General features: G+C 67.7%; 26 protein-coding genes and 1 pseudogene. 8 read left to right on the top strand and 19 right to left on the bottom strand.

What is annotated here, in order from left to right; genetic code table 11:
- The first annotated feature begins 157 nt into the window (after window positions 1-157).
- The 3 genes from LZ017_RS13895 (at window position 158) to LZ017_RS13885 (ending at window position 2,067) form a co-directional block, all read left to right on the top strand.
- Window positions 158-451 carry a hypothetical protein gene (locus tag LZ017_RS13895; RefSeq protein WP_241397435.1) on the top strand — a complete coding sequence of 98 codons (294 nt, stop codon included), beginning with the start codon at window positions 158-160 and terminating at the stop codon, window positions 449-451.
- Between the two features lie 311 nt (window positions 452-762).
- Window positions 763-1,518 carry a ubiquinone/menaquinone biosynthesis methyltransferase gene (locus LZ017_RS13890; RefSeq protein ID WP_241397434.1) on the top strand — a complete coding sequence of 252 codons (756 nt, stop codon included), beginning with the start codon at window positions 763-765 and terminating at the stop codon, window positions 1,516-1,518.
- Between the two features lie 81 nt (window positions 1,519-1,599).
- A complete protein-coding gene (locus LZ017_RS13885; protein WP_241397433.1) occupies window positions 1,600-2,067 on the top strand; it encodes a hypothetical protein in 468 nt (155 codons plus the stop codon).
- Between the two features lie 57 nt (window positions 2,068-2,124).
- Here LZ017_RS13885 and LZ017_RS13880 read toward each other — a convergent pair.
- Both LZ017_RS13880 and LZ017_RS13875 read right to left on the bottom strand, forming a co-directional pair.
- Window positions 2,125-2,319 (bottom strand): annotated as a pseudogene (locus tag LZ017_RS13880) (IS110 family transposase); the annotation flags it as partial.
- A 462-nt stretch (window positions 2,320-2,781) separates the two neighbouring features.
- Entirely contained in the window at window positions 2,782-4,173 is a 1,392-nt protein-coding gene (locus tag LZ017_RS13875; protein ID WP_241397432.1) for a PLP-dependent aminotransferase family protein, read from the bottom strand.
- A gap of 91 nt (window positions 4,174-4,264) precedes the next feature.
- Here LZ017_RS13875 and LZ017_RS13870 point away from each other — a divergent pair, with 91 nt between their 5' ends.
- Window positions 4,265-5,143, top strand: a complete 879-nt coding sequence (locus LZ017_RS13870; protein ID WP_241397431.1) for a GNAT family N-acetyltransferase — start codon at window positions 4,265-4,267, stop codon at window positions 5,141-5,143.
- 28 nt (window positions 5,144-5,171) lie between these two features.
- On the opposite strand, the gene LZ017_RS13865 is transcribed toward LZ017_RS13870, so the two are convergent.
- The 3 genes from LZ017_RS13865 to LZ017_RS13855 all read right to left on the bottom strand — a co-directional run bounded on the left by LZ017_RS13865 (window position 5,172) and on the right by LZ017_RS13855 (window position 6,794).
- A complete protein-coding gene (locus tag LZ017_RS13865) occupies window positions 5,172-5,372 on the bottom strand; it encodes a hypothetical protein (protein WP_241397430.1) in 201 nt (66 codons plus the stop codon).
- Window positions 5,373-5,440: 68 nt separating this feature from the next.
- Window positions 5,441-6,271 carry a ChaN family lipoprotein gene (locus LZ017_RS13860; protein WP_241397429.1) on the bottom strand — a complete coding sequence of 277 codons (831 nt, stop codon included), beginning with the start codon at window positions 6,269-6,271 and terminating at the stop codon, window positions 5,441-5,443.
- A 94-nt stretch (window positions 6,272-6,365) separates the two neighbouring features.
- Complete coding sequence (locus LZ017_RS13855) at window positions 6,366-6,794, bottom strand: YciI family protein (protein ID WP_241397428.1); 429 nt, start codon at window positions 6,792-6,794, stop codon at window positions 6,366-6,368.
- Window positions 6,795-7,032: 238 nt separating this feature from the next.
- On the opposite strand from LZ017_RS13855, the gene LZ017_RS13850 reads away from it, so the two are divergent.
- Both LZ017_RS13850 and LZ017_RS13845 read left to right on the top strand, forming a co-directional pair.
- On the top strand, window positions 7,033-8,100 hold the full coding sequence (locus LZ017_RS13850; RefSeq protein ID WP_241397427.1) for a choice-of-anchor A family protein: 1,068 nt from the start codon (window positions 7,033-7,035) through the stop codon (window positions 8,098-8,100).
- A gap of 50 nt (window positions 8,101-8,150) precedes the next feature.
- Window positions 8,151-8,942: an APH(3') family aminoglycoside O-phosphotransferase gene (locus LZ017_RS13845; RefSeq protein WP_241397426.1), complete on the top strand. Its 792-nt coding sequence runs from the start codon at window positions 8,151-8,153 to the stop codon at window positions 8,940-8,942.
- Between the two features lie 39 nt (window positions 8,943-8,981).
- Here LZ017_RS13845 and LZ017_RS13840 read toward each other — a convergent pair whose 3' ends face one another.
- The 4 genes from LZ017_RS13840 to LZ017_RS13825 are packed head-to-tail and all read right to left on the bottom strand — an operon-like array spanning window position 8,982 to window position 12,068.
- Window positions 8,982-10,040: a S49 family peptidase gene (locus tag LZ017_RS13840; protein ID WP_374109924.1), complete on the bottom strand. Its 1,059-nt coding sequence runs from the start codon at window positions 10,038-10,040 to the stop codon at window positions 8,982-8,984.
- Complete coding sequence (locus tag LZ017_RS13835) at window positions 10,041-10,451, bottom strand: Rieske 2Fe-2S domain-containing protein (protein WP_241397425.1); 411 nt, start codon at window positions 10,449-10,451, stop codon at window positions 10,041-10,043.
- Between the two features lies 1 nt (window position 10,452).
- Window positions 10,453-11,118: an HAD family hydrolase gene (locus tag LZ017_RS13830; protein WP_241397424.1), complete on the bottom strand. Its 666-nt coding sequence runs from the start codon at window positions 11,116-11,118 to the stop codon at window positions 10,453-10,455.
- Window positions 11,115-12,068 (bottom strand): RluA family pseudouridine synthase, encoded by a 954-nt coding sequence (locus tag LZ017_RS13825; RefSeq protein ID WP_241397423.1) that lies wholly within the window; start codon window positions 12,066-12,068, stop codon window positions 11,115-11,117. Before LZ017_RS13825 ends, LZ017_RS13830 begins: the two co-directional genes overlap by 4 nt.
- Window positions 12,069-12,894: 826 nt before the next feature.
- On the opposite strand from LZ017_RS13825, the gene LZ017_RS13820 reads away from it, so the two are divergent.
- Window positions 12,895-15,813: an Rne/Rng family ribonuclease gene (locus tag LZ017_RS13820; RefSeq protein WP_241397422.1), complete on the top strand. Its 2,919-nt coding sequence runs from the start codon at window positions 12,895-12,897 to the stop codon at window positions 15,811-15,813.
- An 83-nt stretch (window positions 15,814-15,896) separates the two neighbouring features.
- On the top strand, window positions 15,897-17,450 hold the full coding sequence (locus LZ017_RS13815) for an oligopeptide:H+ symporter (protein WP_241397421.1): 1,554 nt from the start codon (window positions 15,897-15,899) through the stop codon (window positions 17,448-17,450).
- Window positions 17,451-17,505: 55 nt separating this feature from the next.
- Here the strand turns inward: LZ017_RS13815 and nagZ are convergent, their stop codons facing one another.
- Genes nagZ through lepA form a run of 10 tightly spaced genes read right to left on the bottom strand, consistent with a single transcriptional unit; the run spans window position 17,506 to window position 25,924 of the window.
- Window positions 17,506-18,594 (bottom strand): beta-N-acetylhexosaminidase, encoded by a 1,089-nt coding sequence (nagZ, locus tag LZ017_RS13810; protein WP_241397420.1) that lies wholly within the window; start codon window positions 18,592-18,594, stop codon window positions 17,506-17,508.
- Between the two features lie 13 nt (window positions 18,595-18,607).
- Window positions 18,608-18,997 (bottom strand): holo-ACP synthase, encoded by a 390-nt coding sequence (gene acpS, locus LZ017_RS13805; protein WP_241397419.1) that lies wholly within the window; start codon window positions 18,995-18,997, stop codon window positions 18,608-18,610.
- The gene (locus LZ017_RS13800) at window positions 18,994-19,509 is read right to left on the bottom strand and encodes a GNAT family N-acetyltransferase (RefSeq protein WP_241397418.1); all 516 of its coding nucleotides are present in this window, start codon (window positions 19,507-19,509) and stop codon (window positions 18,994-18,996) included. Before LZ017_RS13800 ends, acpS begins: the two co-directional genes overlap by 4 nt.
- Window positions 19,502-20,284, bottom strand: coding sequence for a pyridoxine 5'-phosphate synthase (locus LZ017_RS13795; RefSeq protein WP_241397417.1), 783 nt, complete (start codon window positions 20,282-20,284; stop codon window positions 19,502-19,504). The genes LZ017_RS13800 and LZ017_RS13795 overlap by 8 nt, the downstream gene beginning before the upstream one ends.
- Window positions 20,281-21,051, bottom strand: a complete 771-nt coding sequence (recO, locus tag LZ017_RS13790; protein ID WP_241397416.1) for a DNA repair protein RecO — start codon at window positions 21,049-21,051, stop codon at window positions 20,281-20,283. Before recO ends, LZ017_RS13795 begins: the two co-directional genes overlap by 4 nt.
- Complete coding sequence (era, locus tag LZ017_RS13785) at window positions 21,051-21,983, bottom strand: GTPase Era (protein ID WP_374109923.1); 933 nt, start codon at window positions 21,981-21,983, stop codon at window positions 21,051-21,053. Before era ends, recO begins: the two co-directional genes overlap by 1 nt.
- A 28-nt stretch (window positions 21,984-22,011) precedes the next feature.
- The gene (gene rnc / locus LZ017_RS13780; RefSeq protein WP_241397415.1) at window positions 22,012-22,716 is read right to left on the bottom strand and encodes a ribonuclease III; all 705 of its coding nucleotides are present in this window, start codon (window positions 22,714-22,716) and stop codon (window positions 22,012-22,014) included.
- Window positions 22,717-22,747: 31 nt separating this feature from the next.
- Window positions 22,748-23,107, bottom strand: coding sequence for a DUF4845 domain-containing protein (locus LZ017_RS13775; protein WP_241397414.1), 360 nt, complete (start codon window positions 23,105-23,107; stop codon window positions 22,748-22,750).
- Window positions 23,108-23,144: 37 nt separating this feature from the next.
- On the bottom strand, window positions 23,145-24,119 hold the full coding sequence (gene lepB, locus LZ017_RS13770) for a signal peptidase I (RefSeq protein ID WP_241397413.1): 975 nt from the start codon (window positions 24,117-24,119) through the stop codon (window positions 23,145-23,147).
- Window positions 24,116-25,924, bottom strand: coding sequence for a translation elongation factor 4 (lepA, locus tag LZ017_RS13765; protein WP_241397412.1), 1,809 nt, complete (start codon window positions 25,922-25,924; stop codon window positions 24,116-24,118). Before lepA ends, lepB begins: the two co-directional genes overlap by 4 nt.
- Window positions 25,925-26,325 lie beyond the last annotated feature (401 nt).

Here is a 26,325-nt window from a genome sequence, read left to right as displayed (position 1 = left end):
CCATGGACTTCCCCTTTCAACGTGGCTGCAGATTGATGATCGACACCACCAATCTTGGCGCTTTGACGCCGTTGCCTGAAGGTGGGAAGTCCCTTCGTATTCCATTCAACGGGACAGGCCTTCGGCCAGCCCTTTAATTCGAACGTTGAACAGCACCATGACCGAAATCGTTCTTGGTTCCGAGTACGAAGACGACTTGTTCTTTCGTCTCGTTGCTGAGGTCGAAGCGCTTGGCGGCTCGATTGCCGATAAGGAATGGACCCTGTGCGGAAGCCAAGATATGACAGTCTTCAAAATATCGCTCCCAAGTGGAAATTTGGAAGCGGTCGCGGAGACGTATGTTGGGCTATCACTGCGCGGCACGCCCGCTGCACTGGTCGAGCAACTTGCCTCCCGCGTGCTGTCCAACCTCTCGCTCCAGCGGACGGCTGCGCCGCCCGCTGAGTTTTGACGTTGGAACTCATGAATCGGCTCATTCGGAGATTTCTACGAGCGCTGATTTGGTGCTGGTTGCCATGCTTCGCCGTGGTCCTCGGCCTACTTTTGGCACTTGGCTTTAACGGAGAGCCGCTGGCCATCGGCACAGCCACCACGTGGCTCGCTCTAACCTATGCCCTGCTGCTGGCAGGCATCGTTGCCGTTGCACCGGCGCTGATGCTTAGCGTCATGCTCGCAGCGGCAACCTTCTGGCGGGCGAGTTCTAACCCATTGCTGGAGCGGAAGGCTACGCCGCCCGCTCAGCGCCAACGTTAGACATTGAAAATGACCATCGGCGAATCATCCGCACCAGAAAATGCCGCCGAGTTTGAGTGGAAGGCAGACGACATATTCGGCCGTATAGCCACGCGTTACGACAGACTTTGTGATGCTTTCAGCTTTGGCATTCATCGCCTATGGAAGCAGAAGGTCGCACGGCGGATCGCGAGCGAGAGATGGGATGTTCTCCTTGACGGCGCCACTGGAACTGGAGACATCATTCTTCGCGTTGTAGCGCAGGCAGGCGTCGAAGGTCGGACTATCTTGGCGTCAGACGTGAGCGCAAAGATGCTTGCCATTGCCGAGAAACGACTGCATAGGCATTCATCTGCAGTCGCTCTGAAGCTACTGGACGCTGAGTGCATGCCGTCGGTCCCGACGCATAGCGTCGATGCCTACTCGATTTCCCTTGGCCTGAAGATCTGCAACCGACGCCTTGCGTTGCAAGAAGCGCTGCGCGTGCTCAAGCCAGGTGGTCGCATCATCATCTTGGAGGCCTCCAACATTCCCTGGACAGTCTTGCACCGGATGTACTTGGCGTACATGTCCGTTTGCATGCCAGTCATAGGCTGGCTGGCAACCGGCGGCGATGCTTCCGCGTACAAGTACTTGCTGCAAGGAATTCGAGAATTCCCAACTGCGGAAGGGCTGGCCGAAGAAATGGAAAACATAGGCTTCGAAGACGTTGTGTTCGAGCGGTTGTCGCTCGGCATCGTCGCTATTCATTCAGGCCGTTCGCCGAGCTCGCGACACAATGTCTGACCAGTCGCGCGAGCCGACTCGCGTCGGTAGGCCGCCGCTCGCGGCTGAGCTTCAACGTTTGCCGTCTTGGCGCCATACCCGATGAATCTCATCCTCGAGAGGACCGACAGAGTTCCGTTCTTCACCGACATGCGGGCTACGCTGCATGCATTGGGAATCTCGGCATCGGACTTCGATTGGTACTTGAGTGACATCGAAACCGACTACTACGGCGAGGACTTCTCACCTCAAGACCAATGGATCACTGGCGTCGAGCTTCGTCGCCTGCTTGAATGCAATGAAAGCCAGTTCATCTGGGCTGTGTTCAGTGCGGTGCCAGTTGGCCACCGCCCTACCGTACTTGCCGCCCCGTACATCGAAGGCAACCCGGACTTCTGGACTGGCTCCGAGGTTCGGCCGCAATTGCAAGGTGCAGTCTTTGAGATTTCTTGCTGGGACAGTAGCGCCACCATTCTTGTGGGCCTCCCTGAGGCGGCTCAGAAGCGTTTCTTGGCCGCCTTCCCTGAAACTGATTCGCTTCAAAATGCAATACTTCGAAGAGCCGGCTAACCAGTCGGCGTTATGAAACTTCGGGGCGATCAGCCGCACGGTGTGACCCGAGGACTAGAACAACCGCGCCCAGTGGTGAGCCCCGGAGCAGGCCTCTATGCCAATCACGCAAGGCGGTAGGCTGGCAACCAGCGCATGGAGCTTCTCGCGCGGCACGGCCGGCCGAATCAACTCGGCCTTGCCGGCCTCATTCACCCCATGCAGGGCAAATATGTTCTTGGCGAGGTCGATACCTGCGTAGAGAATGGTCATGACTTCCCCTTCCGAATGAGTTGATGAGAAACCGCACTTCCCGTCGTGGCACCTGGTTACCGTTTGCCGCAACGCGGATGCTTCGGGACGCGAAAGTCCCTTTCATTCATTAGAAGTCTTCCATTCATCCATCAGTCACGACCACAAGTCCATGCTCCGCTCCGTACTTAAATACGCCATCGGCCTTCTAGGCGCGCTGCTCTTCCTAGTCCTGCTCTTCAGTGCGATTCGATCAGGAAGCTGGATTGCCTACGGCAAGACCGCAACTTGCGCTGTTTTCACATACCAGTTGGTCTCATTGATTGGTCGGAATCCAAGCGCGGAGAAATCGTCACGTTCAAACTCACTGAGCACGAGGCAGCTCGTACTCTGCGTCGCAATCGGCGTTGCTATTCCAGTTCTGGTTGTGACCTGCTCGGGAATTTCGAGACAGTAATTCCTAGAAGACGGCGGGTTGTCCGCTCAGACCACAAAATCATCCACCACTCCCTTGCCGATCAGTTCGGCCACCACGGCCAGGCCGGCCGCCACGCGGTCGTCCGAGGCCTCGTGGCTGAGGCACAAGCGCAGCGCGGACGGCGCGCGCGCGCCGGGCGCGGCGAAGGCGCTCGCGGGGCGCAGCAGCACGCCGGCCCGCTCGGCTTGTGCCGCGAAGGCGTCGGCCGTCCAGGGTTCGGGCAGGTGCAGCCACAGGTGCAGGCCATGCGGATCGGCGCGGTAGTCCAGGCCCGCCAGCGCCGCGCGCGCCATGGCCTGGCGCCGCGCAGCATGGGCGCGCTGGCTGGCATTGAGCGCGGCGGCCACGCCGTCGGTCATCCAGCGCGCGGCGATCTCCATCATCAGCGGCGGCGCCATCCATGACGCCAGCTTGACCGCGGCGACCAACGCCGGCACGCGGTCTGGCGGCGCGAGCACGAACCCCGCCCGCAGCCCCGGCGCCACCGACTTGGACAGGCTGGTGACGAAGAAGCAGCGCTCGGGCGCCAGGGCCGCCAGCGGCAGCGGGCGCTGGGGCGGCAGGAAGCCGAACACATCGTCTTCGATCAGGGTCAGGTCTTGCGCCCTCGCGATGCGCACCAGCTGGCGGCGCCGGTCCTCGCCCATGGTCGCCGTGGTGGGGGTCTGCAGCGTCGGCGTGAGGTACAGCGCCCGCGGCCGGTGCTGGCGGCAGGCGGATTCCAGCGCATCGGGCAGAAGGCCCTCGTCGTCCATCGCCAGCCCAACGACACGCGCCCCCAGATGCCGCGCCAGACCCTGGATGGGCGCATACGACAGCGCTTCGGTGAGCAGCACGTCGCCGGGTTTCAGCAGCGCCATCAGCGTGGCCATCAGGCCTTGCTGCGCGCCCTGGGTCAGCACCACCTGCCGCGCGTCCGCGGCCAGGCCCAGCCCCGACATCCAGCCGGCCGCGGCCTCGCGGTGGGCCGGGGCGGACTCGGGCCGCTGATGGTCCAGGTAGGCCGGACAGGCGCCGGCCCGCGCCAGATCGACCAGGGCCTGCGCCAGCGCCGGTCCGGCCTCGCCGGGCAGGGGCAGGTTCTGCGAAAAGTCGATGGGCCCCGCGTCCGGCCGCGCCAGCGTCGCATCGCGCCGCGGCTCGCGCGGATCGCGCGCCGGGCAGACGAAGGTGCCGCGCCCAACTTCGCCGCGCACATAGCCGCGCCGGGCCGCCTCGGCATAGGCACGCATCACCGTCTGCGGCGCCAGGCCCACCACGTCGGCCAGCTGGCGCTGAGGAGGCAGACGGTCGCCCGGCTTCAGCAGCCCGGATGCGATGTCGTCGCGCAGCGCTTCCACCAGCGCGGTCGCGCGGGTTCCCGACCGGCCATGCAAAGAGGGAGTCCAGATTGCCATGATGGCAATATAAGCGTTGACAGCGATTTAGCCGGCCAGTTCAATGCAATATGCATTGTTTTCAACTTACCGCGAGTTGCCTGGATCGCCCATGTCATGCCCCGCCCCGCTGAACGTCGCCGCCACACCCATGGTCCGCGTGCCCACCCCCGCGCCATGGGCGCTGGCCTCGCTGGACGCCGTGCCGCTGAACACCGGCTTTGCCCGCGCCGTGGTGGAAGGCCAGGTTGACGGCGCCTTGTGGGTGGACCGGCCCGAGGCCCCGCAGGTGCTCCATGCCCTGCATCCCTACGGCATGTCTCTGGTCTGGGGCGAGGCGGTTGTCCAGGGCCTGGCCCCGGTTCTGGCACATCTGCGTGACGGGGCTTATCGCGGCGGCATGGACGAATGGCTGCAGATCGACCCGCGCTGGCAGGGCTTGGGCTGGGACCGCGCACTGGGCGTTCCGGCCACGCCGACCGCGGATGAGGCGGCCTCTTGCAGCCTGCACACGCGGATCAACTTCCGCTTCGACGAAGCCCTCTTCTTGAGCCGCCAGCATGACGCGCGGCTGCCCGACGGCTGGCGCCTGCGGCCCGCCACGGCCGAGGACTTCGGGCTGGAGGGACTGGTCGTACCCGCCCAGTTCTGGCGCGATGCCGCGCAGTTCCTCGCCGCCGGTGGCGGCTGGTGCGTGGAACAGGACGGACGGCTGGGCGCCATCGCCTTCGTGTCCTGCCGCTGGGGCAAGGACTTTGAAATCGGCATCGAAACCCTGGCGCATGCCCGCCGTCGCGGACTGGGCCGCGCCGCGGCCGCGCGCCTGATCGCCGAGGTGCTGCGGGCCGGGCTGACGCCCGTGTGGGCCTGCCGCATGGAGAACGCGGCCTCCTACCAGTTGGCGCAGGCGCTGGGCTTCAGGCCCAGCTGTGCCATTCCTTACTACCGGCTCAGCCCCTGCGGCGGCGCCCTGCCGCGCGGGCAGAGCTAGAAACGGCGGGGATCGGCGCAACGCACGCTCAGCAGGAGGCCTTCCACTCGCGCAACTCGGTGGCCAGCACGGTGTGGCCATCGATGTCGGCACGCCGGGCCAGCGCCTCGGCGTTGTGCTCCGTCACGAGTTCGCGGCCCAGGCCTTGCACCAGTTGCCGGTAGATGCCCTCGAGATCGTCGGGGTCGACCTCGGGATCGGTGGACGGAAAGGGGCTGGGGGCGGTCATGGGCGGCTCCTGCACCGTCAAAGGGCGACGGGCTTTCGAGGTCCAGCAATCGATGTGCCCAGCCGCGTTCAGCGCTTGCCCAGCGCCGCGCAGGGATCCTCGCGCGGTGGCGCGGGGTATCGCTCGATCTGGTCGTAGGCGCCTCGGGGCGCATCGCTGCCGGGCTCCAGGTAGCCCACGCTGTCGATCTGCGCGGGCGGCACGCCCAGCGCCAGTAGCGCGCGCGGCACGGCGAGGTCACGCCGCACATGGCCGTTGCCGGCGATCAGCACCACGCGCGCGGCCCCTTGCGCACGGGCTTGCAGCAGCGCCTGGGCCAGCGACAGGTCGCGCGCGCGCTGCGCCTGGACCATGCCCGGCAGGATGGTGGCCGGCAGCATGCCGCAATGGCCGCGCAGGATGTCGTCGCGCAGTGCCTGTTCGTCGGTGTCGCGCCAGTCCATGCGGCTGCGCAGCGCCAGCAGCTCGGCCGGCCAGGCCGCATCGCCGTCGCGGACGATGCGCCGTGCCTGCTCGCGCGACAGATTGCCGCCGCGCACCGGGGCCCCGCCTTGCAGCGCAGCGTCGAACACGGGCTGGTGCAGCGGCCAGCGCCAGGCGCGGGCGTCGAAGCCGGCGCGCGCCAGCGCCTGCTCCAGCGGTTCGGCGGCGGACGGGGTCAGGTCTTGCCCGCGGTCCAGCTGCTCAACCACGACCACGGTGGGCACGCCATCGGCGAGCAGCTCGCGCAGCCGCTGGGCGCGGGCGCGGTGGTGCTCGGGGTTGTCGTGCAGTTCGCCCAGCAGCACGAAGGCGGGCGCCTGGGCGCGCTTCGCGGCTGGGGTCGCGGACGGTTCGGAGGAGGGGGCGGCGCAGGCCGCCAGCAGCAGGGCCAGGCTCAGGGTCAAGACAGTGCGCATGCTCGTTCTCGCAGCGTGGTGCGCCTGGCTCTGGGCTGGGTGCGGTGGACGGAAGCCGGCATTGTCGCGCTTCCGACGACTCCCGCGGCCCCGCTCAAGGGCGGATCTGCTCGATCTTCGCGCGCAGCCGCTCGTCCTGTTCGATCAGCTCGGCACTCATCGCGGCGCCGAAGTCCTCCATCTCGAACAGCGGGCGGATTTCGATCTCGGATTCGCCTTCCATTGGGTTGGGGCAGCGCTTCACCCACTCGACCGCCTGCTGCAGCGACTCCACCTTCCAGATCCAGTAGCCGGCGATCAGCTCCTTGGTTTCGGCAAAGGGGCCGTCGATCACCTGCCGCTCGCGGCCCGAGAAGCGGACCCGGGCTCCGCGCGAACTGGGGTGCAGCCCGTCGCCGGCCAGCAGCAGCCCGGCCTGCACCAGTTCCTCGTTGAAGCGGCCCATCTCGGTCAGCAATTGTTCGCTGGGCATCTGGCCGGCCTCGCTGTCCGGCGTGGCCTTGATGATCACCATCACTCGCATCGCGCACTCCTTGGTCTTCAGTCCCCGGCGGACTCCTCCCGCCTGCGCTCTCGACGAAGCAGACCGGCGGTTGTCGACATGCGGCAGTTGGCGCGCCCGCGATTCGCACGCCGGAGGCCCGGTCAAGCGTGCGGTATCGCACAAACCGCATGCAGACCACCCCATCCAGGTGGAATACCAAAATAGATCCAATTTTTACAATCAAGCCTGTGATGACCGACGCCCGAGAAGGAACGCCATGCTGCCCCGCCTGCTGAAGACCGCCCTTGCCACCGCCTGCCTGGGCCTGTCGCTGGGCGCGCAGGCGCTGCCCGTCATCGATCTGGGCGTGGCCGGCGGCTACAGCGGCTTCTTCTTCGGCGACGTGGGCACCGCCGCCGACGTGGAAGGCCGGCTGGCCGTGGGCGGCAACCTGCGCAGCGGCTTCGACATCGGCTACCGCAACGCCCATGGCAGCCTGGAGCCGGCCCTGGTGGTGCGCGGCAACGTGAGCCTGACCAGCGCCTGGGGCGGCTACAGCGGCACCATTTACAACGGCCCGAACAGCGCGCTGGACACGAATGCGTCCATCGGCCCCAGCTCGGCCGGCTGGCTGCAAGGCCAGGCCCAGCTGGGCACGGTGGTCTACGGCGGCGAGCTGAAGGCGCAGAACGTGCCCCAGGTGAACGCCTGGAACCCGCCGACCCAGTTCGCGCAGGCGGTACGCGATGCCAACCGGGTGGATTTCGACGGCGCGCGCCAGTCGCTGTCCTCGCTGTCGCAGACCCTGGCGGGCCAGGGGGGCAACGGCCAGGTCCGACGCGAAAGCGGCGCGCTGGTGCTGGTCGGCGACGGCCAGTCCGACCTGCAGGTCTTTGACCTGGGCGACCTGGGCCAGATCGGCAACATCGAGCTGCGCAACGTCAAGGCCGGCGCCCATGTGGTGATCAACAGCGGCGCGTCACGCGTGGACTTCAGCGGCTTCCTGGGCGGCGACCGTGCCGATTCCAAGGACCCGCTGGCCCAGCTGCGCGACCGGCTGCTGTTCAACCTGTACAACGCCCGCGCGGTAGACGTGAGCAGCTTCCTCAACGGCAGCGTGCTGGCGGTGGGCGCGGCGGTGACCGGTTCCGGCCATCTGGAAGGCACGCTGATCGCCGACAGCCTGGGGCTGAGCCCCAACGGCAGCAAGCTGGAACTGGGCTACGAAACCTTCCGCCCCTTCGGCCCTGGTGGCCAGGTGCCGGAACCTTCGATGCTGGCGCTGATGGGCCTGGCCGCGCTGGCCGGCTGGAGTGCGCACCGCCGGCAGACGCGCCGCCGCTAAGCGCCCAGCGGGCCCAGGGCGGGGCACGCGCAGCGCTTACATTGCGGCGCATGAACACCTCCCTGCCCCCTGAGCTGCCCCGCGAAGCGGCCCAATTCATTGGTGATGCGACGCTGGTCCGCGACGAGATCGGCGAATCCCCGTGCAGCGTGTACCACTTCGAACGCGGCGGTGATCGCTTCTTTCTGAAGACCTCGCCGGCCTTCTACGCCGCGACGACCTACAGCGCCCGGCGCGAGGCGGCGGCGCTGGACTGGCTGCAGGGCCGGCTGGCGGTGCCGGAGCTGGTGCTGGCCGCGGCCAACGAGCACGGCGAATGCCTGGTGACCCGGGCCGTGCCGGGGCGCCCGCTGTACGCCTTGATTGACGAGGGGCGGCCGGTGCTGGCGCTCTTCCTCGAAGCCTTGCGCCAGGTCCAATCCGTCCCCACCACCGCCTGCCCGCTGCGCGCCGATGTGGCGCTGCGGCTGGACGAGCTGGCCTATCTGATCGAGCACGAACGGGTGGCGGACGACGCCGACCTGGAGGACTGGCCGGACCTGAAGACGCCCGCGCAGGTGCTCAAGCGACTGCATGCCACGCGGCCCGAGGAGGACCTGGTGTTCTCGCACGGCGACCTCGGCGACAGCAACGTGTTCTACGACGAGGCGGCGGACCGGCTGCACTTCATCGACCTGGGACGCGCCGGGCTGGCGGACCGCTGGCTGGACATCGCCTTCGTCCACCGCAATCTGAGCGAGGAATGCGCACCCGGCCTGGCCGAGGACTTCCTCGCCCGCCTGGGCCACCCGGACGAGCCGGGCAAGCGCGCCTACTTCATGCTGCTGGACCAGCTGTTCTGAATACCAGGCGGGAGGGCTCCCACCCGGTGTGGGGGAGGCTCAGCGCATCGGCGCCAGCTGGCGGAAGGCCTTGACGGCGCCCTCCCCCATGGCAGCGCCAAAGCGCTTGGCCAGGCGCTCGGCGACGTTGTCGCGCGGCGTGTAATCGATGACTTCCTCGGCCTTGACCAGCTCGCGAGCCACATAGTCCAGGTTGCCAAGGCCATCGGCCAGGCCCAGCTGCACGGCCTGCTCGCCGTTCCAGAACAGGCCGGAGAACATCTCCGGCGTTTCCTTCAGCCGCTTGCCGCGGCCTTCGCGCACGACTTGGATGAACTGGCGGTGCACCTGGTCCAGCATGCCCTGGGCATGCTTCAGCTGCGAGGGGCTGACGGGCAGGAAGGGGTCCAGCATGCCCTTGTTCTCGCCGGCGATGACCAGGCGGCGCTCCACGCCCAGCTTGTCCATCAGCCCGGTGAAGCCAAAGCCGTCCATCAACACGCCGATCGAGCCGACGACCGAGGCCTTGTCGACGTAGATTTCGTCGGCCGCCGCAGCGATGTAATAGGCACCCGAGGCACACATCTCCTCGACGACCACGTACACCTTCTTGTCGTGCAGGGCCTTGAGGCGCTTGATCTCGTCATTGACGATGCCGGACTGCACCGGGCTGCCGCCCGGCGAGTTGATGCGCAGCACCACGGCGCGCGCGCCCTTGTCCTCGAAGGCGTTCTTCAGCGCGGAGAGGATCAGCTCGGCGCTGGCCTCGGTGTCGGCGGCGATCTCGCCGCGCACTTCCACCAGCGCGGTATGCGGGGTGGCCGGCGCGGTGACGCGCTGGCGCTGCGCGAACAGCGTCCACAGCAGCAGCAGCGCCAGGCCCACCCACAGCAGGCGGAAGAAGCCGCGCCAGCGGCGCTCGCTGCGACGATCCTGCAGGTAGTCGCGGGCGAACTGCTCCAGCAGATGCTCATAGGGCCGCGCGGCAGCGCCCGACGCGCCGCTCGGAGAGGCCGCGGCCGGGGCCGCCGGGGCGGTGGCCGACTTCAGCATGTCCTCGGGACGCGGGGTCGCGTCCGGGATGGGCGGCGGCAGGTCGTTCTGGGGATCGTTGCTCATTCAGTCCTCGAAAGCCGGGCGGATGTCGCGCGTAGGGTACCAATAGACCTGGCCGTCCCGCTCCTCCACCTGGAGCGCGGTCAGCCCGTGGCGACCGCACATGCCGGTCACGCAGCGGCCATCCTGCGGGTCGTATACCGCGCCATGGATGGAACAGATGATGTAGCGGCGGTCGCGGTCCAGGAACTCGCCCTGCTGCCAGTCCATCTCGGTCGGCACGTGGGCGCAGCGATTCAGGTAGGCGACCGCGCGTCCGTCGAAACGCAGCACGAAGGCAGTCACCGGTTCGCCGAAATACAGCAGCTCGAAGGTGTGAGCCTTGCCGCGCTCGATCAGCGTCTCGGAGGCGCACAGGGCCAGCGGAGCAAGCGTCGTGCCCGGGCCGGTCTGCGAAGAGGTGCTGCTGCTCATCTCAGGCATTGTCCAGCAGCCACTGCTGCAATTCCGCGACACCCGGCGCGATCAGCAGGGGATTCAGGCGCGCCAGCTCCTCATGGGCGTGCGCGCCATAGGCCACCGCCACCGCATCGCAGCCGGCATTGAGCGCCAGCTGCAAATCGTGGGTGGTGTCGCCGATCATCAGCGTGCGCTGCGGCTCGGCACCAAACTCGCGCATCAGCTCCAACAGCATGCGCGGGTCGGGCTTGCTGGCGGTTTCGTCGGCGGTGCGGGTGCCATCGAACAAGGTCTGCAGGCCCACGGTCTTCAGTGCCTCGTCCAGGCCGCGGCGGCTCTTGCCGGTGGCCACGGCCAGCCAGTGGTGACGGGCCTTGAGTTGGTCCAGCAGACCCGTCACACCCTCGAAGAGCGTGACCTCATGCTGGGCCGCGAAGTAGTGATGGCGGTAGCGCTGCGCCAGCTCGCCATAGCGCTCGCGCGGCAGCCCGGGCAGCGTGTGGGCGAGCGCCTCGATCAGCCCCATGCCGATCACGTAGGCCGCACGTTCGCGCGCCGGCGCCTCCAGCCCCAGGTCGCGCGCCGCGGCCTGGATGCATTGGACGATCAGCGCGGTGGAGTCGAACAGCGTGCCGTCCCAGTCGAAGACGATCAGGTCATAGCGCTTAGGCGTGGGGTTCATGGCGACGGTGCGTGGGTGTTCAATTGGTCCAGCAGCTTCTGGCACTCGGGCGGCAGCGGCGCCTCGAGCTGGATGTCCTCGCCGCTGGCCGGATGGGTGAAGCGCAGGCGGCGGGCATGCAGGAACATGCGATCGAAGCGCAGCGCGCCGCGCGCGAAGCGCCGGTTCAGCTCGAAATCGCCGTACTTGGGATCACCGACGATGGGATGGCCCTCGTGCGCCAGATGGACGCGGATCTGGTGGGTGCGGCCGGTCTTGATCGTGACCTCCAGCAGCGTGTAGCCGGGCAGGCTCTGCGCCACGCGGACCAGGCTGATCGATCGCTTGGCCTGCTCCGCCGCCGGATCATGTGAACTGGTCACCGCGCGCACCCAGCGCTCGCCATCGGCGCCGGTGGTCTTCAGCAGTGGCACGTCCACGACCTTTTTGTTCGACGCCCAGGCGCCGATCACCAGCGCCGCATAGCTCTTGCCGGTCTCGCGGTCGCGCAGCTGGTCCTGCAGGGCGGTCAGCGCACTGCGCTTCTTCGCCACCATCAGCAGGCCGGAAGTTTCCTTGTCCAGCCGGTGCACCAGTTCCAGGAAGCGCGCCTGGGGCCGCGCGCGGCGCAGCTGCTCGATGAGTCCGAAGCTCACGCCTGAACCGCCGTGCACGGCCACGCCGGCGGGCTTGTTGACGACGATCAGATGATCGTCCTCGAACACCACCGGGAACTCCCGCGCCGGCACCGCAGCGGACTCGGTCCGCTCGGCCAGGCGCAGCGGCGGGATGCGCACCACATCGCCCACGGCCAACCGCGAATCGGCGCTGCAGCGCCCCTTGTTCAGACGCACCTCGCCGGAACGGATGATGCGATAGACCAGGGTCTTGGGCGCGCCCTTGAGTTCGCGGATCAGGAAGTTGTCCAGGCGCTGGCCCGCCGAGCCCTCGTCCACCGTGACCAGCCGCACGGCGGCCGGCGGCGACTCCGGCGCGGCGGGAGCTGCGGTCGTCGACCGGGGCGGCGCAGGCGCTCTCGCGGTCGCAGCACCGGCGCGCGGACTACGGGCAGGCACCAGGGCGGCCCGGCGGGCTTTAGCCCCTATAATGCTGCTTGCCACGATTGCGTTCTAAGTATTTGATTTTTCTGATTTTACCCGGGCTGCGCATGGCGCGCGGGCGGGCAAAGCGGAAAACAGTCGTGGTGGCGGCCCTCTGGCGCGAGCCCGAGGGGCGTCACAACAGGTGATGCAACGCCATCGTTTCCGGGTCGGGCCGCTTCCCCAAGTGAAGCGGCAGGCCATGAGCGGGGGTGGAAGAGCAACGTCGTCAGAACCCAGCCGGCGCCGCACGATCGATACGAGGCGGCGCAGGTCAGCAAACAAAGGTTTCACGGCGTGAGCTCGCCGGCCAAGTGCCGACGGGCTTGCGCCAGCGTCCGGATCGCTTCGCGAATGATGCCGCCAGTCCCCCTCACCCCCCGCCGCTTGCGCGCCCGTCCCGGCTTGGCCCGGACGCTGGCAGCCAGCCGCGGCCGGGCCGCGCCCCAGATGGCGCGCATGTGGGCAGGCACAGTCGCGACGCGCCCCGGTGCGCACGCGCCAACGCTGCAGTCCTGATCGGGTCTTCCCGATCCTTGCAGTCCAGGGCGATTCCTTCCTCGGTTCTCTCGCGTTTCTCGTGCATCGGTTTCGTCGCCCGCTGGTGCCTCCTCCCTGAGAGGCGTCGCCGGCTGGCGACGGCATGGTGTGCGCGCCGAGCAGGCTTGAAAGGCCTGCCGGAGCGAGAGGAGAACTGATGAAACGCATGCTGATCAATGCGACGCAGCAGGAAGAGCGTCGCCTGGCCATCGTCGATGGCCAGAAGCTGCTGGACTTCGAAACCGAAATCGAAGGCCGCGAGCAGCGCAAAGGCAACATCTACAAGGCGGTGGTGACGCGCGTCGAGCCGTCGCTGGAAGCCTGCTTCGTGGACTACGGCGAGGACCGCCACGGCTTCCTGCCCTTCAAGGAAATCTCGCGCCAGTACTTCAAGGACGGCGCCGACGTGCGCTCGGCCAAGATCCAGGACGTGATCAAGGAAGGCCAGGAACTGCTGGTCCAGGTCGAGAAGGAAGAGCGCGGCAACAAAGGCGCGGCGCTGACCACCTTCGTGTCGCTGGCCGGCCGCTATCTGGTGCTGATGCCCAACAACCCGCGCGGCGGTGGCGTGTCGCGCCGCATCGAGGGCGAGGACCGCGAAGAGCTGAAGGAAGCGCTGGACCAGCTCGACTACCCCAAGGGCATGAGCCTGATCGCCCGCACTGCCGGCATCGGCCGTTCCGCCGCCGAGCTGCAGTGGGACCTGAACTACATGCTCAAGCTGTGGGAGGCGATCGACGGTGCCTCCAAGGCCGGCAAGGGCGCCTTCCTGATCTACCAGGAAAGCTCGCTGGTCATCCGCGCCATCCGCGACTACTTCACCGCGGACATCGGCGAAATCCTGATCGACACCGACGACATCTTCGAGCAGGCCCAGCAGTTCATGAACCATGTGATGCCGGAGACGGCGCACAAGGTCAAGCGCTACCGCGATGACGCGCCGCTGTTCAGCCGCTTCCAGATCGAGCATCAGATCGAAACGGCCTTCAGCCGCACCGTGAACCTGCCTTCCGGCGGCGCCATCGTGATCGACCACACCGAGGCCCTGGTCTCGGTGGACGTGAACTCGGCGCGCGCCACGCGCGGCGGGGACATCGAGGAAACCGCGACGCGCACCAACCTCGAGGCCGCCGACGAGATCGCGCGCCAGATGCGCCTGCGCGACCTGGGCGGCCTGATCGTCGTCGACTTCATCGACATGGAGGAGTCCAAGAACCGCCGCGAGGTGGAACAGCGCCTGCGCGACGCGCTGCGCCAGGACCGCGCCCGCGTGCAGTTCAGCTCCATCAGCAAGTTCGGCCTGCTGGAACTCAGCCGCCAGCGCCTGCGTCCGGCGCTGAGCGAAGGCAGTCACATCACCTGCCCGCGCTGCAACGGCACCGGCCACATCCGCGACACCGAGTCCTCGGCGCTGCAGATCCTGCGCATGGTCCAGGAAGAGTCCATGAAGGACAACACCGCCGCCGTGCACGTGCAGGTGCCGGTGGAGGTGACCAGCTTCCTGCTCAACGAGAAGCGCACCGAGATCACCAAGATCGAACTGAAGCAGCGCGTCACCGTGCTGCTGGTGCCCAACAAGCACCTGGAAACGCCCAACTACAAGCTGGAGCGCCTGCGTCACGACGACCCGCGCCTGGAGAACCTGCAGGCCAGCTACACCATGGTCGAGGAGCAGCAGGACGAGGTGGGCATCACCCGCCGCGGCGCCGAGAAGAAGAACAAGCAGGAACCCGTGATCAAGGGCATCCTGCCCGAGCAGCCGGCCCCCCTGCCCACGCCCGCTCCGGCGGCCCCCGCGAAGGCGCCGGCGGCGCCTGCCGTGGCCGCGCCGGTGCCTGCCGGTGGTGGCTTCTTCGGCTGGATCAAGAAGATCTTCGGTGGCGCCCCCGCGCCGGCACCCGCGGCCGACAGCAAGCCCGCCGAGGGCGAAGGCCGTGGCGAGAAGAAGTCCGGCGAACGCAGCGAACGCCAGGGCGAACGCGGCGGTCGCGACCGCAACCGCCGTGGCGGTGAGCGCGGCGAACGTGGCGAGCGCCAAGGCGAGCGCGGTGGCCGCAACGGCGAAGGCCGCACCGAGAATCGCGACGCCAAGCGCGACGGCGGCAAGCCCGCGCAGGAAGGCCGCGAGCGCAACCGCAACCGCGGCGAGGGCCGCCCCGAGCAGGCCGCCGAAGCCGGTGTGCGTCCGGAGCGCAGCGAGCAGCGCCCGCGCCGCGAGCGTGGTGAGCGCGGTGAACGCGGTGAACGCGCCCCCCGTCCGGAGAGCCTGAGCCCCGAGGCCCAGGAGCAGCAACTGCCGATGTCCGCGCTGGACGCGGGCGCCGTGGGTGAAGCCGCGCTGAATCTGGAGGCCCCCGTCGCCGAGTCCGCGGCCGGCGACAACGGCGATGAGCGCCAGGGCCGCCGCCGCCGCCGTCGTCGCGGCGGTGAGCGCGGAGCCGAAGGCGCGCCGGAAGGCGGGCTGGAGAATGGTGCCGACGCGCTGGAGCCGGCCGCCGCCCACGAAGGCGCGAATGCCGCCGAAGGTGTCGACGATGCAGCAGCCGCCCAACCCGTCGCCAGCGGCGATGAGGGCCAGGCCTCCGCCGCCGACACGGTCGAGGCCGGCGAGGAAGGTGGCGAAGGCCAGGCCCGCGACGGCCGCCGTCGCCGCAGCCGCGACCGCTATCGCCGTGACCGCCGCGAGGGCCAGGCCGGCGAAGGCCAGGCCACCGAGACGGACGAGCCGCAGCAGCTGGAACTGGGCGCCGAGCCTGTGGCCGCCCCCGTGGTTGAGATCCAGCCGGCTGCCGGCGCGGCGGTTGCGCCGGTGGCCACCGCAGCGCCGACCCTGCCCCGCTTCGAGCTGCCTCTGGGCCAGCTGCAGGCCGTGGCCGAGGCCGCCGGCCTGATCTGGGTGAACAGCGACGCCGACAAAATCGCCGCCGCGCAGGCCGCCATTGCCGCGGCGCCGGCCCCGGCCCCGCTGGGCCGCGAGCCGGCCCCCGTGGTCGTGATCGACGAAGGTCCGCTGGTGCTGGTCGAAACCCGCAAGGACCTCAGCCAGATCAAGCTGCCGTTCGAGCAACAGCACTGATCCACCGCCGGCACCCCGCCGGCCGGCCGCCGCGTCACTGGTTGACCCGGCGGCCTTTTTCTTTCTATCGCTGCATCCTGCCCATGGCCAGCCCGTCCACGCCCCATCCCGGCCCCGCCGCCGCATCGCCCAAGATGCCGCCGCAGATCCCCTTCATCATCGGCAACGAGGGCTGCGAGCGCTTCAGCTTCTACGGGATGCGCAGCATCCTGACGGTCTTCCTGATGAGCAGCCTGCTACTGTCGGTGCCCGAACCGCTGCGCCAGGGCGAGGCCAAGGAGGTGTTCCACACCTTCGTGATCGGCGTCTATTTCTTCCCGCTGTTGGGCGGCTGGCTGGCCGACCGCTTCTTCGGCAAGTACCGCACCATCCTGTGGCTGAGCCTGCTGTACTGCGTGGGCCATGCCTGCCTGGCGGTCTTCGAGAACAACCTGCACGGCTTCTACACCGGCCTCTTCCTGATCGCGCTGGGCTCGGGCGGCATCAAGCCGCTGGTGAGCTCCTTCATTGGCGACCAGTTCGACAAGGGCAACTGCTCGCTGGCGCGCAAGGTCTTCGACGCCTTCTACTGGATCGTCAACTTCGGCTCCTTCTTCGCGTCGCTGCTGTCGCCCGTGCTGCTGAAGCATTACGGCGCCAGCGTGGCCTTCGGCATCCCCGGATTTCTGATGGCGCTGGCTACGCTGATCTTCTGGAGCGGCCGCCATCGCTACGTGCATCTACCGCCGGCCGGCCGTCAGCCGCATGGCTTCCTGGCGGTCGTGAGGAGTGCACTGGGCCACGGCGGCGCGGGCCAGTGGCTGGCCTTGGCGGGCTTGGTGGGCGCGATCGCCAGCCTGTTCCTGATTCCGTCCATCGGCTTCGTCGCCGCGGTCTGCCTGGCGCTGGTGCTGGCGATGGGCTTCGGCGGCGCCGGTGCCTGGCTGCAGCTGGAGCAGCTGCGTGGACAGCACCCCGACACCGCGATCGACGGCGCGCGCGCCGTGCTGCGCCTGCTGGTGCTGTTCGCGCTGGTCACGCCCTTCTGGTCGCTGTTCGACCAGAAGGCCTCGACCTGGGTGCTGCAGGCCGACCAGATGAGCAAGCCCGAATGGTTCCAGTCCTCGATGATGCAGGCGCTGAACCCGGCGCTGGTGATGCTGCTGATCCCCTTCAACAACCTGGTGCTGTACCCGCTGATGGAGCGGCTGGGGCTGCGCGTCACCGCGCTTCGCCGCATGGGCGCGGGCATCGCCTGTGCGGGCCTGGCCTGGATCGTCGTCGGCGGACTGCAGCTGTGGCTGGACGACGGCCACACGGTGTCCATCGTCTGGCAGGTCCTGCCCTATGCCCTGCTGACCCTGGGCGAGGTGCTGGTGTCGGCCACCGGCCTGGAGTTCGCCTACAGCCAGGCCCCGCTGGCGATGAAAGGCGTGATCACCAGCTTCTGGAACCTGTCGGTCACCATCGGCAACCTCTGGGTGCTGCTGGCCAACGCCAGCGTCAAGAGCCCCTCGGTCACCGCGTCCATCCAGTCCGCCGGCACCAGCGTCACCGCCTTCCAGATGTTCTTCTTCGCCGGCTTCGCGCTGCTCGCCGCGCTGTTGTTCGCGCTCTATGCGCGGGGCTATCGGCTGCAGGACAACTACCGGAGCTGAGGACCCGAGCCACAGCCGCAGCGCCACGGGGACGCTGCGGAGCGGACAGCGGTGCTCAGAGCGCCAGCTGCTGCAGCGCCAGGTGGTAGCGCGCGTCGTGCATCAGCTCGTCCCAGCTGAACGGGGCTTGCTGGGGCAGCAGGCCCTGGCGCCGCGCCTCGCTCTCGGCGCTGGGCTGCCAGCGCCCCTCGGCCGCGGCCAGCTCCAGCTGCGCCAGCACCTGGTCCAGCGCCGCGCCGCCATCAATGGGGGACTGGTTGCACAGCAGCACGAGGTCGCAGCCCGCCTGCAGCGCCGCCAGCGCGGCCTCGGTGAAGCCGATCTCGCGCCCCTCCAGCACGCGCGCGCCGCGCATGCCCAGGTCGTCGCTGAAGACGGCGCCGGCAAAGCCCAGGCGCTCGCGCAGGATGTCCTGCAGCCAGCGCGCGCTGAAGCCGGCCGGACGGCCATCGACCTTGGGGTAGATCACGTGGGCGGGCATCACCGCCGACAGGCTGAGGGACAGCCACTCGAAGGGCCGCGCATCCTCGGCCAGGATGGCCTTGAGGCCGCGCCTGTCCACCGGCACGTCCACATGCGAGTCGGCCTGCACGAAACCGTGACCGGGGAAATGTTTGCCACAGCTGCCCATGCCGGCCAGCGCCAGCCCCTGCATCACCGACTGCGCCAGCACCGTGACCACGCGCGGGTCGGCATGGAAGCTGCGACTGCCGATCACGCTGCTGCGCGAGGCGCCCTGCTCGTCCACATGGTCCAGGTCCAGCACCGGCGCGAAGCTGAAGTCCACGCCGCAGGCGCGCAGCTCGCTGGCCAGCACATAGCCGGCGGCGCTGGCGGCCTGCAGCCCGCGCATCGCGTCCTGCATCCACAGCTGGCCGATGCGGCCCATGGCCGGCAGCTCGGTGAAGCCATCGCTGCGGAAGCGCTGCACGCGTCCGCCCTCATGGTCCACCGCGATCAGCAGGTCCGGGCGTAGCGACTTGATCTCGCCGCACAGGGCCGTGAGCTGCGCGCGGCTCTCGAAGTTGCGCGCGAACAGGATCAGCCCGCCGACCAGCGGATGCCGCAGGCGGCGACGCTCGTCGGCCGTCATCGCGGTGCCGGCGATATCCAGGATCAAGGGGGCGTGAATGGGTTCATTCATTTCAAGTCTCGTTTCATTGCTCGACGACCACGAAGGCCACCGCGGTGTCCACCTCGTCGCTGACGCTGACATGCGCGCGCAGTCCACGCGCGGCAAACCAGTCGGCCAGTTCGCCATGCAGGCGGATCTCGGGCTTGCCGCTGGCGGCCTTCACCACCTCGCAGGCACGCCAGGTCATGGGCATGCGCAGACCCAGGCCGATGGCCTTGGAGAAGGCCTCCTTGGCCGAGAAGCGCGTCGCGAGGTAGGCCACGCCGCGCGCCTCGGCGCGGGCGCGCCGTTCGCGGAAGACGGCCAGCTCATGCGGCCCGAGCACCTTTTCGGCAAAGCGCTCGCCGCGCCGCTCCAGCGTTTCGCGGATGCGACGGATGTCGCAGACGTCGGTGCCAATGCCATAAATCATGTCCGCCTCGCCTCCAGCGGCGGCCAGCCCAGCACCAGGTTGCGGTGGCGCTGGCCGTCCAGTTCAAACCAGGTTTCGCCCCAGAGCTCGCCGCCCTCGCGCCGGTAGAAGCGCAGCGCGTCGCCGTTACCCTCCCAGACACTGAGCCACAGCGGTCGCGCCGGCCATTGGCCGCGCGCCTGCCGCAGCAGCCGCCGGCCCAGCCCGCGCCGCTGCTGCGTGGGCAGCACATAGAGCCGCTGCAGCTCCACCGCGCCCGCGGGCAGGTCCGGCCCGGCCGATCCGGCATCCAGCTGCACCCAGCCGATCAGCGCGCCGTCGTCGGACTTCGCGACCCAATGCGGTTGTTGCGCCAAGTGCGCCCCCAGCACCGCGGGCGCGAAGTGCTCGTCCAGGTAGCGCGCAACGGCCGGCGTCAGCCCCTCCTCGACATAGCGGTCGCACCAAACCCAGCGCGCCAGGGCGCCGATGCTGGGCAGATCCGGCTCGGCGGCCCGGCGCAGCTCAGGCATAGGCGCGCTGGATGCAGCGCTGGTAGTCGCGCACGGTTTCGGCGTAGCCCAGCTCCAGCGCGTCGGCGATCAGCGCATGGCCGATGGAGACCTCGGCGACACCGGGAACCTCGCGCAGGAAGCGGGTCAGGTTGTCGCGGTTCAGATCGTGCCCGGCATTGATGGCCAGGCCCTCCGCCAGCGCGGCACGCGCGGCGGCGGCGAATCCGGCCAGCACGTCGTCCTCGCGCGAGGTGCCAAAGGCGCTGGCCCAGGTCTCGGTGTAGAGCTCGATGCGGTCCGCACCCAGCTCGGCCACATGGCGCATGGCCGCGGGCAGCGGATCCATGAACAGGCTGACGCGCACGCCGAGCTGGCGGCATTCCTCGATCAGCGGGCGCAAGCGCCCGCCGTCGGCGGGCAGGTTCCAGCCGTGGTCGGAGGTGAACTGGTCCTCGGCATCGGGCACGAAGGTGGCCTGCTGCGGACGGACCTCGCGGATGAAGTCCATCAGGTTCTGCGTCGGATTGCCCTCGATGTTGTACTCGGCCTGGGGCCAGGCCTTGAGCAAGGCGGCCAGTTCGCGCACATCGTCGGCGCGGATGTGCCGGGCATCGGGCCGCGGATGGACGGTGATGCCCTGGGCGCCCGCCTGAAGGCACAGCTCGGCCGCGCGCAGCACGCTGGGGATGCCCAGGTGCCGGGTGTTGCGCAGCAGCGCGACCTTGTTGACGTTGACGGAGAGCGCACAGCGGGCATCGCGGTGCTGCGGATCGGGAGCCATCAGTGGGTTCATGGGGTGCCAAGGGTTCTCTGGGCGTCCAGCAGCACCTGGCGGGTGCGCAGCGGACGATGCCCCAGATGATAGTGAAGCAGCGCGCGCGCCATGCCCTTGAGCGCCGGTCCGGCGGATTCGCAGGCCTGCTGCAGCGCGGCCAGGCTGCCATGCATCAGCGCCGCCTGCAGCTGCACCAGCGCGGCGCCGCTGAGCTGGGGCGCGTCATGCGTGGGGGCTATCACGCCGGCCTCGGGCGACAGCATGTACAGCGCATCGGGCTGCAGCGGGCGCTGCGTCAGCGTGCCCACGCTGAGGTCGGGCAGCAGACCGCAGTCGGCCATCAGGCGCAGCTCGAAGGCGCGCAGCGCGGGCTGCGCGCCTTCGGCCGCCTGCAGCTGGGGCAAGGCCTGCGCGTAGGCGTCGAACAGCGTGGGATGCGGGTCCTGGCGCGGCAGGAACTTCAGCAGCAGCTCGTTCAAGTAGTAGCCACTGAACAGCGCGGCACCGGCAGGCAAGGTCTGCCCCCCCATCCACTCGGCGCTGCGCAGGGTCTGCACCTCGGCCACGCCGTCCTCGTTCAGCTTGGAGGGTTTGCTCAACCCCACCTGCAGGCGCAGGAAAGGCAGCAGCACCGCGCGCAGCTGCGAATAAGGCCTCTTGGCACCCTTGGCGACCACGGCCAGCCGGCCCTGCTCGCGGGTGAACAGCTCCAGCACCAGGCTGGACTCGCTCCAGTCGTAGTGGTGCAGCACATAGGCGGGCTGCGCGGCGGGCGCGCGGCGCATCACTCGTAGCCGTAGGAGCGCAGGTGCTCTTCGCTGTCGGCCCAGCCGGAGCGGACCTTGACCCACAGCTCCAGGAAGACGCGCGCGTCGGTCAGCGTCTCCAGCTCCTGGCGTGCCTCGGAACCGATGCGCTTCAGGCGCTCGCCACCCTGGCCGATGATCATGCCCTTCTGTGCCTCGCGCTCGACCACGATGGTGGCGGAGATGCGGCGCAGATTGCCTTCTTCCTCCCAGCGGTCGATCACGACGGTGGCGCTGTAGGGCAGCTCGTCGCCGGTGAGGCGGAAGAGCTTCTCGCGGATCAGCTCGCTGGCCAGGAAACGCTCGCTGCGGTCGGTCAGCGCGTCCTCGTCGTAGAACCACTCCTGCTCGGGCACATAGGGCTTGAGGATCTGGAACAGGCGCTGGACGTCCGACTCCTTCTTGGCGGACAGCGGCACGAACTCGGTGAAGTTGCGCCGCTCCTGCATGCTCTTGAGCCAGGGCATCAGCTCGGCGCGGCGGTGCACGGCGTCGAGTTTGTTGGCGATCAGCACCACGGGCTTGTCCTGCGGCAGCAGCGACAGCACCTTGGCGTCGTCCAGCCCGAAGCGGCCGGCCTCGACGACGAAGAGCACCAGGTCCACGTCGGCGAGCACGCCCTGCACCGTGCGGTTCAGATTGCGATTCAGCGCGCTGCTGTGGCGGGTCTGGAAGCCGGGCGTATCGACGAAGACGAACTGCGCCTCATCCACCGTGCGCACGCCGGTGATGCGGTGGCGCGTGGTCTGAGCCTTGCGCGAGGTGATGGACACCTTCTGGCCCACCAGGGCGTTGAGCAGCGTGGACTTGCCGACATTGGGTCGGCCCACGATGGCAATCAGGCCGCAGCGCTGGCGCTGGCCTTCGGGTGCGGCCTCGGCGGGCGGCGCTTGGGGGGTATCGGTCATCATGCGCCCTCGTCGTCAGCGTGGCTCGGAATCAGTCTCGCAGGCCGGAGCCCGGTTTGTCGGTGGACAGCAGTTCGTCCAGCATCTGGCGCGCGGCCTCCTGCTCGGCGGCGCGGCGCGAGCGTCCGTCGCCGCGCTTGCGCAGGTTCAGCGCCGGCACCTCGCATTCGACCGTGAAGGTCTGGGCATGGGCCTGGCCGCGGGTCTCGACGATGCGGTAGGCCGGCACGGCCAGGCGGCGCGCCTGCAGCCATTCCTGCAGCGCGGTCTTCGCGTCCTTGGCCCATTGGTCGATGCCGCTGCTGGCGATCAGCTCGCCCAGCAGGCGTCGAACGATCTCCAACGCGGCCGGATAGCCGCCATCGACGAAGGCGGCGCCGATCAGCGCCTCCATCGCATCGGCGAGGATGGACGGACGCTGGGCGCCGCCGCCACGCGCCTCGCCTTCGCTCATGCGCAACACCTGCGGCAGCTTCAGCTGCAGCGCCAGCTTGTGCAGGCTGTCCTCGCGGACCAGGTGGGCACGGATGCGAGTGAGATCGCCTTCATCGGAGCCGGCGAAGCGCTCGAACAGCAGGCTGGACACAGCCAGGTTCAGCACCGCGTCGCCCAGGAACTCCAGGCGCTCGTTGTGCTCCAGGCCGAAGCTGCGGTGCGTCAGCGCGCGCAGCAGCAGCGCGGGTTGCGAGAAGCGATGGCCCAGCTGTTGCTGCAGCGCATCCAGAGCGAGGTTCATCCTGTGTTCGGCCGTAGGTGCAGCGGCGGGGTCAGTTCGACCCGCCCTTGTAGTGGATCAGCAGCGACACCGGGCCCATCAGCACCACTTCCTTGTCATAGGCGAAGCTGATGCGCACCTTGTCGTTGTCCTTGGTGATCTCCAGGTCCTTGGGCTCGATGCTGACGATGGAGTACTCGATCTGTTTGGTCTTGTCGAAGTCCGTCCGCGCCTGCGCGACGGTCTGCGGGTTGCTCTGGGCGATGCGGTTCACCGCCTTGACGATGGTGTAGTACTCCATCACCGTGGGGATCACCCGGATCACCACCAGCGCGGTGAACCCGACCACGACGGCCCAGAACAGCAGACCGATCAGACTGATGCCACGCTGGGTGGCCATGCGCTGAGCCATGATGACCTCAAGTCCTCGCCGAATCGGGCGCAAGCCCTCAGTTGAAGAAACCGATGCGCTTCAGGTTACCGAAGTTCATCCACACCACGAAGGCGCGGCCCACGATGTTCTCATCCGGCACGAATCCCCAGAAGCGGGAATCCAGCGAATTGTCGCGGTTGTCGCCCATCATGAAATAGTGACCGGCCGGCACGGTGCAGCTGACACCTTCCACGCTGTAGCTGCACTGCTCGCGGAAGGGGAAGTTGGTGCGCGCGCGGATCTGCCCGACCTCGGCCGGGTTGACCAGGATCTGGTGTTCCACCTCGCCCAGCTTCTCGCTGAAGCGCGGGCGGTATTTCATGCCGTCCTCGTCGTAGTACTGGCCCAGCGCCGTCTCGGGCACCGGCTGGCCGTTGACGTAGAGCTTCTGGTTCAGGTAGCTGATCTTGTCGCCCGGCACGCCGACGACGCGCTTGATGTAGTCGACGCTGGTGTCCTCCGGGTAGCGGAACACCACCACGTCGCCGCGCTTCACGTCGTTGTTGGCGATGATCTTCTTGTTGATCACCGGCAGACGTATGCCGTAGTGGTACTTGTTCACCAGGATCAGGTCGCCCACCAGCAGCGTCGGAACCATGGAGCCCGACGGGATCTTGAAGGGCTCGAACAGGAAGGAGCGCAGCAAGAAGACGATCAGGATCACCGGGAACAGCCCGGCGGTCCAGTCCAGCCACCAGGGCTGGCGCAGGATCTCCTGGCGCGCGCTCTCGACGTCACCGTCGACGCGGGCAATGCCCTTGGCGGCCAGCGTCTCGCGTCGGCGGGCATCGTTGTCGGCCAGCGCCTGCGCCGCGCGCACGCGCGCGGGCTGGAAGTGGAAGCGCTCGGCCAGCCAGTAGCCCAGGGTCACCGCGGTGAGGACGAACAGCAGCAGCGAGAAATTGCCGCTCCAGTAGCCGGTGTACCAGCCGCCCAGATAGGCGAACAGCGCGGCGTACAGCACGCCGGTCAATGCACTCATGGCTCTCATTCTTCGACTTGGAGGATGGCCAGGAAGGCTTCTTGCGGCACCTCCACCGAACCGATTTGCTTCATGCGCTTTTTGCCGGCCTTCTGCTTTTCCAGCAGCTTGCGCTTGCGGGTGATGTCACCACCATAGCATTTTGCCAGCACGTTCTTGCGCAGCGCCTTGATGTTCTCGCGCGAGATGATGTTGGCGCCGATGGCGGCCTGGATGGCCACGTCGTACATCTGGCGCGGGATGATCTCGCGCATCTTGGCCGCCACCTGGCGGCCGCGGTATTGGCTTTGCGAGCGGTGGACGATGATGGACAGCGCATCGATGCGGTCGCCGTTGATCAGCATGTCGACCTTGACGACGTCCGACGCGCGGTACTCCTTGAACTCATAGTCCATGGAGGCGTAGCCGCGCGAGACGGACTTCAGCTTGTCGAAGAAGTCCAGCACGATCTCGGCCAGCGGGATCTCATAGGTCAGCATGACCTGGCGGCCGTGGTAGGCCATGTTCAGCTGCACGCCGCGCTTCTGGTTGGCCAGCGTCATCACCGGGCCGACGTACTCCTGCGGCATGTACAGGTGCACGGTAACGATGGGCTCGCGGATCTCGGCGATCTTGCCCTGGTCGGGCATCTTGGACGGGTTCTCCACCTCGATGACCGTGCCGTCGCCCAGGACCACCTCGTAGACCACGCTGGGCGCGGTGGTGATCAGGTCCTGGTCGAACTCGCGCTCCAGGCGCTCCTGCACGATCTCCATGTGCAGCAGGCCCAGGAAGCCGCAGCGGAAACCGAAGCCCAGTGCCTGCGAAACCTCGGGCTCGAAGCGCAGCGAGCTGTCGTTGAGCTTGAGCTTCTCCAGCGCGTCGCGCAGCTGGTCATACTCGCTGGCCTCGGTGGGATAGAGCCCGGCGAAGACCTGGGGCTGGATCTCCTTGAAGCCAGGCAGCGCCGCCTCGGCCGGGCCCAGGTTGTTGGGCAGCTTTTTTTCCACCGTGATGGTGTCGCCGACCTTGGCGGCGGCCAGTTCCTTGATGCCAGCAATCACGAAGCCCACCTCGCCGGCCTGCAACTGCTCGCGCGCTTCGGACTTGGGCGTGAACACCCCCAGCTGCTCGGCCGGGTAGACGGCATTGGTGGCCATCATGCGGATGCGCTCGCCCTTCCTCAGGCTGCCGTCGACCACCCGCACCAGCATCACGACACCGACGTAGTTGTCGAACCAGGAGTCGATGATCATCGCGCGCAGCGGCGCCTCGACCTGGCCTTTGGGCGGCGGCATGCGACTGATCACCGCCTCCAGGATGTCGTCGATGCCCAGACCGGTCTTGGCCGAACAGGGGATGGCGTCGGTGGCGTCGATGCCGATCACATCCTCGATCTCGGCCTTGGCGCGCTCCGGGTCGGCCTGTGGCAGGTCCATCTTGTTGAGCACCGGGATCACCTCGACGCCCAGGTCCAGCGCGGTGTAGCAGTTCGCCACCGTCTGGGCCTCCACACCCTGCGAGGCGTCGACCACCAGCAGCGCCCCCTCGCAGGCCGAGAGGGAGCGACTCACCTCGTAGGAGAAGTCCACATGCCCCGGGGTGTCGATCAGGTTGAGGTTGTAGGTCTTGCCGTCGCGCGCGACGTACTTCAGCGCGGCGGTCTGCGCCTTGATGGTGATGCCGCGCTCACGTTCGATGTCCATCGAGTCCAGCACCTGCGCTTCCATCTCGCGGTCGGACAAGCCACCGCAGCGCTGAATGATCCGATCCGCGAGCGTGCTCTTACCGTGGTCGATGTGGGCAATGATGGAGAAGTTGCGGATGTGGTTCATGGTGTCAGGGACAGGCACTGGGGCCGGACCGGCGCTGGCCTCGGCCCTTGCTGCGCAGGCTCAACGCTTGCCGTGTGGGAGCAGCGCTCGACGTCGCGAAGACGCCAAGGCAGAAGCTAAAAAAAAGGCACGTCGAAAGTGGTGACGCGCCTTCCAACAAAACATATGGCAACTGCTTGTTGGGCCTTCATTGTAGCCAAAAGGCCCGGGGTGGACAGCGCCGCCACACCCCTCCACCCGTCGTTGCAGGCCTCCAACAAGGAATTTGTCAACAGCTTATCCACAAGTTGATCCAAGCCTCGCAGCGATGCTGGACGCTTCCTGGGATTCAAACGTTTGACTCGCTGAAACAACGGGAAGAACCGGCGGGATTCTACCTAAGCACGGCAGGAATCCCTACC

The sequence above is a fragment of the Pelomonas sp. CA6 genome, from assembly GCF_022549225.1.
In the GTDB taxonomy this organism is placed as follows: domain Bacteria; phylum Pseudomonadota; class Gammaproteobacteria; order Burkholderiales; family Burkholderiaceae_C; genus Roseateles.
Note: the sequence above shows the minus strand (reverse complement) of the source record. Positions and strands in the feature narration are given on the sequence as shown.